This window comes from Methylobacterium oryzihabitans (genome assembly GCF_004004555.2).
Classification (GTDB): Bacteria; Pseudomonadota; Alphaproteobacteria; order Rhizobiales; family Beijerinckiaceae; genus Methylobacterium; species Methylobacterium oryzihabitans.
The window spans coordinates 1-854 of record NZ_SACP01000081.1; the positions used below are offsets into that span (position 1 = coordinate 1).

Genomic DNA, 854 nt, shown 5'->3' on the forward strand with positions numbered 1-854 from the left:
GCTAGGGTCTAAACCTGTTCAAGGTATTGCAATGATGATGGAAATGTGATTCCAGGCGCCTCCCAGATGGAGGAGGCCATGGCAGAGCTGTTCTGGCTGTCGGACGAGCAATGGCAGGTGATCGCACCGTTCATGCCAACCAACCAGCCTGGCGCTCGTCGCAAGGACGACCGCACCATCCTGTCGGGCATTCTGCACGTCATCAAGTGCGGCTGCCGCTGGAAGGATTGCCCGAGCGAGTACGGTCCTCACACCACCGTCTACAATCGCTTCAACAGATGGTCGCGCCTCCGCTTCTGGACCGGGATGCTGGAGGCCCTTGCCAAAGCCGGCTGGTCCGGCGAAGCGGCGGCACTCGACTCGACCTACGTCAAAGCCCAGCGCGCCGCCCACGGCGGAAAAGGGGGGCCCGCGATCAGGCGATCGGCCCTTCGCGGGCGGGGCCGACCACCAAGATCCACGTCCTCACCGATGTGATCGGCCGCCCAGGCGTCATCCATCTCACGCCCGGCAACGCCAGCGACGTAAAGACCGCGCCGGCCGTGCTGGACAAGGCGCCCGGTCGCGTGCGCCGGCTCATCGCCGACAAGGGCTACGATGCCGACTGGCTGCGCCAGGATCTGCGCCAGCAGGGCATCAGCGTGGTCATTCCCGGCACTCGCGCCCGCAAGCGCAAGATCCGGTTGGATAAGCGGCGGTATCGGGATCGCTGGCGGGTCGAGGCGGTGTTCTGCCGCCTCAAGGACTTCCGTCGCATCGCCACTCGCTACGACAAACTCGCCCGCAACTTCGCCTCGGCTCTCGCCCTGGCCGCCGTCATCGCGCTCTGGTGCTGATCGAGTCTCAACCCTAGG

1 pseudogene is annotated in these 854 nt (G+C 65.3%); it reads left to right on the forward strand.

Annotation, left to right across the window (positions count from 1 at the left end):
• Positions 1–132 precede the first annotated feature (132 nt).
• Positions 133–836, forward strand: a pseudogene (locus EOE48_RS28430) (IS5 family transposase).
• The last annotated feature ends 18 nt before the right edge of the window (positions 837–854 follow it).